Genomic DNA, 8,164 nt, shown 5'->3' with positions numbered 1-8,164 from the left:
CAGCGTCGCCGGCTTTTCCTTGGAAAAGATTTCGGCGACATGCTTGACCTGTGCTTCGGGCAGGCCGGTGACGCGTTCGACCTCATGGGGTGGCCACTTCGCCACCTGCGTGCGGATTTCGTCGACGCCGTAGACCCGTTGGCTGAGGAATTCCTTGTCCTCCCAGCCATTTGCAAAGATGTGCCACAGCATTCCATAGATCGTGGCGATATGGGTACCCGGACGCACGCGAACATATTCGGTGGCGTGCGCGGCGGTCCGTGTCATTCGCGGATCGACCACGATCATATTGGCGCGGTTGAGTTCCTTGCCTTCAAGGATGTGCTGAAGCGAAACCGGATGCGCCTCCGCCGGATTGCCCCCCATGACGAGAATGGTCTTGGCATTGCGAATGTCGTTGTAGCTGTTGGTCATCGCGCCATAGCCCCAGGTGTTGGCGACCCCGGTGACCGTGGTGGAATGGCAGATGCGCGCCTGATGATCGGAGTTGTTGGTTCCCCAGAAGGCGGCGAGCTTGCGATTGAGGTAGGCGGCTTCATTGGTGAACTTGGCCGAACCCAGCCAGTAAACCGAGTCCGGCCCGGATTTCTCGCGAATCTCCAAAAGCTTGTCGCCAATTTCGTCGATGGCCTTGTCCCACGAGAGCCGCGTCCATTGGCCGTTCACGAGCTTCACAGGGTAGCGCAGGCGGCGCTGGTTCAGCACGTCGTCGCGGACCGCCGCGCCCTTGCAGCAATGCGATCCGCGATTGATCGGGCTGTCATAGTCCGGTTCCTGACCGATCCAAACGCCATTCGCGACCTTGGCGATCACCGAACAGCCGACCGAGCAGTGGGTGCAGATATTCTTGCGGGTTGCGACCGCAGCGCCCGCGGGAGGCGGCGGACCGGCTTCGGCTTTGCGGATGCCGCCGAGCGGCAGACTACCGAGCGCCGCCAGCGCCCCCGCGGCCAGGCCGGAACGTTTCAGGAAGGTGCGGCGATCCGAGCCGCTGCTTGATTCCTCCACCAGTGCGGTGGCAAATGTACCCCGCCCCCGATCACGCCCTGACTTCTTGACCAGCACCACGCATCCCCCTAGCGGACGGGATAACGATTAACCCGGTAGAATTCCTGAACCTCGGTCGAATTGGCTTGGTAGCGGGCTCTGCGCTTTTCAGCGCGGCTCGCGGGCTCCGCCGCGACCCGCCCAAACGTCCCCGCGGCCGCAGCGCCAGCCGTCACAAGGCGAAGCAGATCCCGCCGATGCACCCTCGTCAGGGGCCGTCCCTTCATAGGACCCTTTCCCGAACAATCGAACGCAGAAGCCGACACAAAGCTCCAGCGTCGACGGTACCATTCAAGCATAGCAGGCCGCGCGACTTCAACTCAAAAAAAACTTTTGTGATCTTCCTCGCTTCTGCAAGTTTTAGGTATAAGTGTTTTGGGCTGGACGGCCGCACCGGATGCTTCTGTAGAATTCAATGGTGCCCGTGGCCGACCCGCACCGGCCTCGTAATAGTGGGTTCATTTTTTTCCGGTTCGGCGATGAATATCCTTGATCCACAGGGTCCAATCGGAGCCGCCGACAAAACCATCCTGATCGATTCCATCGCGATTATGCTGGCGATCGTGCTGCCGACGATCGCCACCATTTTCGCGTTCGCATTCTGGTTTCGGCAGTCCAATCCCCGCGCCGTCTATCGTCCCGATTGGGCTCATTCCGGCCGCATCGAGCTTGTGGTCTGGTCGATACCGGCGCTCACCGTCATCCTGCTTGGTGGCGTCGCCTGGATCGGCGCGCATCAGCTTGATCCAGCCGCGCCGGTCGCAGGCACCGGAAGTCCGATCAGAATCCAGGTGGTGTCGCTCGACTGGAAATGGCTGTTTATTTATCCGGATCAACGGGTTGCCACCGTCAATACGCTGACCGTGCCGGTCGGTGCGCCGCTGCACTTCGAGCTCACATCGGCAAGCGTGATGAACGTTTTCTTCATCCCGCAGCTCGGCAGCATGATCTATACGATGAACGGCATGGTCACGCGGCTCAACCTGCGCGCCGATCAGGAGGGTAATCTTCAGGGACTATCGGCGCATTTCAGCGGCGACGGTTTTCCGGACATGCTGTTCGACGTTCACGTCATTTCGCCGCTTGCGTTCCCCGAATGGGTCGCGGGCACGGCGCGTGGCGATCAGGTCCTTGACGCGGACAGCTACACCAAGCTGGCGCTACAGTCGATCGAGACGACCAAGGCAAGCTATCGGCTCGCCGATCCCGAGCTGTTTAGCAAAATCGCAACCCAGCAGATCGCGCCGGGACCGGGGCCGCAATTGACGACCAATCTGGCGAAGCCCGATAGTGGAGCAAGCCATGTTCGGTAAACTGAGCTGGGCCGCGATCCCGCCCTATCTCTGGCGCGAATGGATCACCAGCGTCGATCACAAGCGGATCGGCGTCATGTACACGCTGCTGGCGTCGGTGATGCTGCTGCGCGGATTTAGCGACGCCATCATGATGCGCGCGCAGCAGGCGCTCGCCTTCCACTCCAACGGCTTCCTGCCGCCGGAGCACTACAACCAGATCTTCTCCGCGCACGGCACCATCATGATCTTCTTCGTCGCGATGCCGTTTGTGATCGGATTGATGAACCTGGTGGTACCGCTGCAGCTCGGCGTGCGCGACGTCGCCTTCCCGACCCTGAACTCGGTCGGCTTCTGGTTGACCGCGACCGGCGCGCTCTTGGTCAATGTATCGCTGGTGGTCGGCGAGTTCGCGCGCACCGGCTGGCTGCCTTACCCGCCGCTGTCGGAACTGACCTATTCGCCGGGCGTCGGCGTCGACTATTATCTATGGTCGCTGGAAATCTCGGGCGTCGGCACGCTGGTTGCCGGCATCAATCTCGTCACCACCGTGCTGAAGCTGCGCACCAGGGGCATGACCTATTTGCGCATGCCGATGTTCTGCTGGACCACGCTGGCGTCAAATCTCCTGATCGTCGCGGCGTTCCCGATCCTGACCGCGACGCTCGCGATGCTGATCCTGGACCGCTATTTCGGCTTCCATTTCTTCACCAACGAAGCCGGCGGCAATATGATGATGTTCATGAACCTGATCTGGGCGTGGGGCCATCCGGAGGTCTACATCCTGGTCCTGCCCGCGTTCGGGATTTACTCGGAAGTAGTCTCGACCTTCTCCGGCAAGCCGCTGTTCGGCTACCGCTCGATGGTGCTCGCCACCATGGCGATCTGCGTCATCTCGTTCATGGTGTGGCTGCATCATTTCTTCACCATGGGCGCCGGGCCGGACGTCAACGCCATCTTCGGCATCGCCAGCATGATCATCGCGGTACCTACGGGAGTGAAGATCTACAATTGGCTGTTCACGATGTATGGCGGCCGCGTCCGCTTCACGACACCGATGATGTGGTCGCTCGGATTCATGGTCACCTTCATCCTCGGCGGACTGACGGGCGTCCTCGTCGCGGTGCCGCCCGCCGACTTCCTGCTGCACAACAGCCTGTTCCTGGTCGCGCATTTCCACAACGTGATCATCGGCGGCGTGCTGTTCGGGGCCTTCGCCGGCTACACCTACTGGTTCCCGAAGGCGTTCGGCTTCCGCCTGCATGAGGGGCTGGGCAAGGCCGCGTTCTGGTTCTGGCTGGTCGGGTTCTACGTCGCCTTTATGCCACTCTATGCCGTCGGCTTTCTCGGCATGACCCGGCGCATGCAGCACTATGACGTCGCGGAGTGGCGTCCCTGGCTGTTCGTGGCCGCCGGAGGCGCCGTGCTGATCCTGATCGGAATTATTTTCCAGATAGCGCAGCTCGTGGTCAGCATCCGCCATCGCGCGGAATTGCGCGACCGCACCGGCGATCCCTGGGACGGGCGGTCGCTGGAATGGGCTACCGCATCGCCGCCGCCGGTCTTCAACTTCGCAATTCCGCCCGACGTGAGCGGCGAAGATGCCTACTGGGCGATCAAGGCCCACGCCAAGCAGCAGGGCCTTGACATCAGTGCGCCGGACTACAAGGACGTCGAAATGCCCCGCAATTCGCCGACCGGCTTCGTGTGCGCGTTCTTCGCCACCATCATGGGCTTTGCGCTGATCTGGCACATCTGGTGGATGGTGGTCGCGGGCGGCGTGGGCGCCTTTGCGACATTCGTCGCATTCGCCTGGCGCGACCACGACGAATACGTCATCCCGGCGGCGGAGGTCGCGCGCATCGACCGCGCCAATCTGGAAGAACGGCGCGCCGCGTTAAGCCTTGCGGGGAGCGCCGGATGACCGACGCCACCCTGGCCTTCGCGCATGGCGACCCGCACCAGCTGCGCGGCATGGAAGGGGTCGGGATAGCCCACGATGGCCCGGCTCCGAAACGAATCGTGACCGGTTACGGCTTCTGGATCTTCCTGCTCAGCGACATCGTAATGTTCTCGTGCTTCTTCGCGGCCTACGCGGTGCTGCTGGGGCAGACCGCCGGCGGCCCCAGCGGCGCGCAATTGTTCGACCTGAGGAGCGTCGCCCTCGAAACCGGCTGCCTTTTGCTGTCGAGCTTCACCTGCGGCCTTGCCACGATCGCGGCGGGCGTCCGCAACGAACGCTGGTTTCAGGCGGCGATGGCGGTGACCTGCGTTCTCGGGCTTGTATTTCTCACGCTTGAGGGACGCGAATTCGCGAGCCTGGTCGCGCGCGGCGCCGGCCCGACCCGGAGCGCCTTCCTGTCGGCCTTCTTCGCCCTGGTCGGATGCCACGGCATGCATGTCTCGGCCGGCATCCTCTGGCTTCTCACCATGATGGCGCAGGTCCTCGCCAAGGGCTTCCGCGCCGATATCCAGCGCCGCCTGCTTTGCTTCGCGCTGTTCTGGCACGCGCTGGACATCATCTGGGTCGGGGTATTCTCGGTGGTCTATCTCCTGGGGAGCGCCGTATGAGCGAGTTTCACGATCATGCCGACCTTGCCCCCGGCGATGAAGAGGAAGGCAGCATCGGCTCAAGGCTGATTGGATACGTCGTAGGACTTGGTCTTGCTGTTCTGCTGACGGCAACGTCGTTCTTCATCGCGGGCACCGACCTCGTCTGGCAGCCCAGCATTCCCGTCGCCATCATCGTGCTGGCGATCGCGCAGATGGGCGTGCATCTGGTGTTCTTCCTTCACATCACGACGGGGGCAGACAACACCAACAACGTGCTGGCGCTCGCCTTCGGCCTGTTGATCGTATTCCTGGTGATCGGCGGATCGCTGTGGATCATGGCCAATCTCAACCACAACATGATGCCGATGGATCAGATCATGCAGATGCAGCGCTGATTGGCGCTGCTGCTTCATGATCGTCATTTGCGTTCTCCGGCAAATGTTCCGCATGGTTCCGTGTCGCGCTCAATGCGGGAGCTTGGCCTTGAAGATGGTGAAGGGACCGGAGCGCGGCAGATTGTTCTTGAATGCCACTTCCCAAAGATGAGAATCGGCGATGTAGAGGTAACCGCCACTGATCGCAAAACCGTCCGCCCAGGAAAGCTTCGAGGGGTCGCTGACGAAGACCTTTGAGCTCAGCTTGTGATCCTGCGCCATGGTGAGGGCAACCACGGTGCGGTGTTCGAGATCGCCGCCATAAAGCGTGCCGCCGGCCTCCATGATCAGCCCGCCGCTGAGCACGGAACTGCCGAGATACTCGACCTTCCCTGCCAGCTCCGCGTCCGAAAGCCTGGCATCGCGCAAGGCTGACGTGGGCACGCGCCAGTAATTATGATCGGTCAGTGGCCGGTAGTAGAGCCACTGTGCATCCGGCGAAAGCGCGATTCCATCGGCCTGTATCGCCAACACCGAGCCGTCCGGCCGCAGCGCAGCCTCGTTGCCGATCATCAGGTGCTGGCTGGGATCGGCGAAAGTGGATCGGTCACCGCCCAGCACCTGCCGGGCTTTCCCCGTCTTCAGATCGAGCACCACCAGGCTGCCCTTGTTCCCGGCATTGGTGAGATAAGCGTAATCGTGCACCGTATCGATGCGGACATCGTTCAGGGAGTCTTTCGCCGAGACTACGCCCGTGAAATCATATTGCCGGATCACACGGTTGGTAGTCAGGTCGAACTCGACCAGCTTCGGCGGCAGCCGCTCCTGATCGACTTTCGACAGTGACGAGTCGAGTGCCCAAAGACGATCCGACTTGTCGACCCATAGCGCCTGCACGGAAATCCATTCCGACTTGCCATCCCCCTGCTCGCTGAAGTTGTTCCAGGCGGCATCGGGATAGGGTGTGACCGCGCCGGTTTTGGGATCGACCTCGATCATGCTGAAGCGCGAGCGGATATTGGAGGATGGCGCCGTCGCGAATACCCTGCCTTCGGCCGACACACCGATACCGACGAGCCGGAAATCATCGCCGAACGCCTTCACGGTTTCCAGCGGCGGACCGACATGGCCGGACGCTTGCGCTTGACCGGAAGCTTGCGCCGCCGCGAGGATGCCAGCCGCCAGAAAGATGCCGACGGATGCGCCGGCCAACTTGGTTCTCGTCGCCATAAATCCACCCATCACTTATCGATCACAACTCTTACCGCATGCGAGGGCGTGCTGAGCGGATCCTCAACTCGTCTGTCGGCAAGCACCATGCCTCGCCTCGACACGGTAGGCTGGAAAATAGGAAGATCGCCTGCCGCCACAATTAAATTGCGGTTTAGAACGCTAAATTATATTTTATGGCAATTGGATATTCATTCGGCAGGCAATCTGCCCATCTGCAAACTGCAAACCTCGTTAAGTTGATAAGGCGAGGCAGGAGGCACCTGAATGCGCCAAATACCCTTGGGAACGAAAGCAACGTTCACCTTGCGTGTGCTGCCTGAGCATCTCGCCAATCAATTCAAGGACGCGATGCTGCCGCAGGTGTTGGCGACCCCCGTCATGATCCTGGTCATGGAGAACGCTGCTCTCAATGCCATAAAGCCGTTTCTGGAGCCAGGTGAGAGCGCGGTCGGTACCGAAATAGATGTTCGGCACTTCGCAGCCACGCCTGTCGGCCACAATGTTCGTGCGGAAGCAGAGGTGATAAAGGTCGAGGGAAAGCGAATCGAGTTCAAGGTATCGGCGAGTGACGACATCGAAGAGATCGGCAGCGGGACTCATCGGCGAGCGGTGATCGACCTGCAATCGTTCAACGCGCGTCTCGCTATTAAAAGCGAACGTTAGCTGTTCCGGCGAGCCGCTTCAATTCCAAGTGAATATCCTAAACGCCAATTTAGTGGCTGGCGCTCCGACCTTGACCTAGATCTCTCGTACGTAGCGTGCTTGTCGGCTATCCCGCGATGACGAGGCGGGTCCGCATCAATAAAGGGCGCATCGACGCGACATCGTGCCTTGGAACCGCAGATAATTGGAGCCGTCATGAACGAGAGCGAATGTTTCCAAATCGAGGTGACCCGACGCACCGTCGTCGAGACCGGAGCCACCGCATTGCTGCTGGCCGGATTGCCGCATGCAGCACTGGCCCGCGCTATCGATGCTGATCCGTCCACCCCTTCCGCGACCGTCGAACTGAAAATCAACGGCCGTTCCCATGTCCTCAATCTCGATCCGCGAACCACGCTGCTGGATGCGTTGCGAGAGCATCTCGCGCTCACCGGTTCCAAGAAAGGTTGCGACCACGGACAATGCGGCGCCTGCACGGTGCTGATCGATGGCCGCCGCATCAATTCCTGCCTCACGCTGGCTGCGATGCACGACGGCCAGTCCATCACCACGATCGAAGGACTCGCGGAGGGTGGCGATCTGCACCCGATGCAGGCCGCCTTCGTCGAGCACGACGGCTTTCAGTGCGGATACTGCACGTCAGGCCAGATCTGCTCCGCCGTCGGTATGCTGAGCGAGGCCCACGCGGGCATGCCGAGCTATGCGACCGCCGATCTGGCAGATCCTCGAGCCGAGCTGACCGATGTCGAAATCCGCGAGCGGATGAGCGGGAATATTTGTCGCTGCGCGGCCTACCCGAACATCGTGGCGGCAATCAAGCAATCAGCAGGAATCCCATCATGAAGGCTTTCACTTACGCGCGCGCTGCCTCGCCGGCGCAGGCCGCCGCGGCCGCCGCCAAACCCGGCACCAAATTGATCGCCGGAGGCACCAACCTGCTCGACCTGATGAAGTTGCAGGTCGAGACGCCTTCGGAGTTGGTCGACATCAACCGCCTGCCGC

General features: G+C 61.2%; 9 protein-coding genes. 7 read left to right on the top strand and 2 right to left on the bottom strand.

Annotated features, from left to right (window positions below; all coding sequences use genetic code 11):
- Positions 1-1,008 (bottom strand): molybdopterin-dependent oxidoreductase (locus ABSG20_RS27865; RefSeq protein ID WP_423867693.1); only part of this gene is annotated, 1,008 nt, incomplete at its 3' end.
- A gap of 236 nt (positions 1,009-1,244) precedes the next feature.
- Here ABSG20_RS27865 and cyoA point away from each other — a divergent pair.
- The 4 genes from cyoA to cyoD are packed head-to-tail and all read left to right on the top strand — an operon-like array spanning position 1,245 to position 5,287.
- Positions 1,245-2,360 carry a ubiquinol oxidase subunit II gene (gene cyoA / locus ABSG20_RS27860; RefSeq protein ID WP_423867691.1) on the top strand — a complete coding sequence of 372 codons (1,116 nt, stop codon included), beginning with the start codon at positions 1,245-1,247 and terminating at the stop codon, positions 2,358-2,360.
- Positions 2,350-4,263 carry a cbb3-type cytochrome c oxidase subunit I gene (locus ABSG20_RS27855; RefSeq protein WP_423867690.1) on the top strand — a complete coding sequence of 638 codons (1,914 nt, stop codon included), beginning with the start codon at positions 2,350-2,352 and terminating at the stop codon, positions 4,261-4,263. Before cyoA ends, ABSG20_RS27855 begins: the two co-directional genes overlap by 11 nt.
- Entirely contained in the window at positions 4,260-4,910 is a 651-nt protein-coding gene (locus ABSG20_RS27850) for a cytochrome (ubi)quinol oxidase subunit III (RefSeq protein ID WP_423867689.1), read from the top strand. The genes ABSG20_RS27855 and ABSG20_RS27850 overlap by 4 nt, the downstream gene beginning before the upstream one ends.
- Positions 4,907-5,287 (top strand): cytochrome o ubiquinol oxidase subunit IV, encoded by a 381-nt coding sequence (gene cyoD / locus ABSG20_RS27845; RefSeq protein WP_423867688.1) that lies wholly within the window; start codon positions 4,907-4,909, stop codon positions 5,285-5,287. Before ABSG20_RS27850 ends, cyoD begins: the two co-directional genes overlap by 4 nt.
- A 69-nt stretch (positions 5,288-5,356) precedes the next feature.
- Here cyoD and ABSG20_RS27840 read toward each other — a convergent pair whose 3' ends face one another.
- On the bottom strand, positions 5,357-6,478 hold the full coding sequence (locus tag ABSG20_RS27840; RefSeq protein ID WP_423867687.1) for an L-dopachrome tautomerase-related protein: 1,122 nt from the start codon (positions 6,476-6,478) through the stop codon (positions 5,357-5,359).
- A gap of 285 nt (positions 6,479-6,763) precedes the next feature.
- Between ABSG20_RS27840 and ABSG20_RS27835 the strand changes: the two genes are divergently transcribed.
- From ABSG20_RS27835 to ABSG20_RS27825, 3 genes are all read left to right on the top strand, one after another.
- The gene (locus ABSG20_RS27835) at positions 6,764-7,162 is read left to right on the top strand and encodes a thioesterase family protein (protein WP_423867686.1); all 399 of its coding nucleotides are present in this window, start codon (positions 6,764-6,766) and stop codon (positions 7,160-7,162) included.
- Between the two features lie 195 nt (positions 7,163-7,357).
- A complete protein-coding gene (locus tag ABSG20_RS27830) occupies positions 7,358-8,005 on the top strand; it encodes a 2Fe-2S iron-sulfur cluster-binding protein (protein ID WP_423867685.1) in 648 nt (215 codons plus the stop codon).
- Positions 8,002-8,164 (top strand): FAD binding domain-containing protein (locus tag ABSG20_RS27825; protein ID WP_423867692.1); only part of this gene is annotated, 163 nt, incomplete at its 3' end. The genes ABSG20_RS27830 and ABSG20_RS27825, both read left to right, overlap by 4 nt.

Origin of the sequence: Bradyrhizobium sp., assembly GCF_049512235.1 — a bacterium.
Classification (GTDB): Bacteria; Pseudomonadota; Alphaproteobacteria; order Rhizobiales; family Xanthobacteraceae; genus Bradyrhizobium.
The sequence above is the reverse complement of the archived record's forward strand: the minus strand, read 5'-3'. Positions and strand labels throughout refer to the sequence as shown.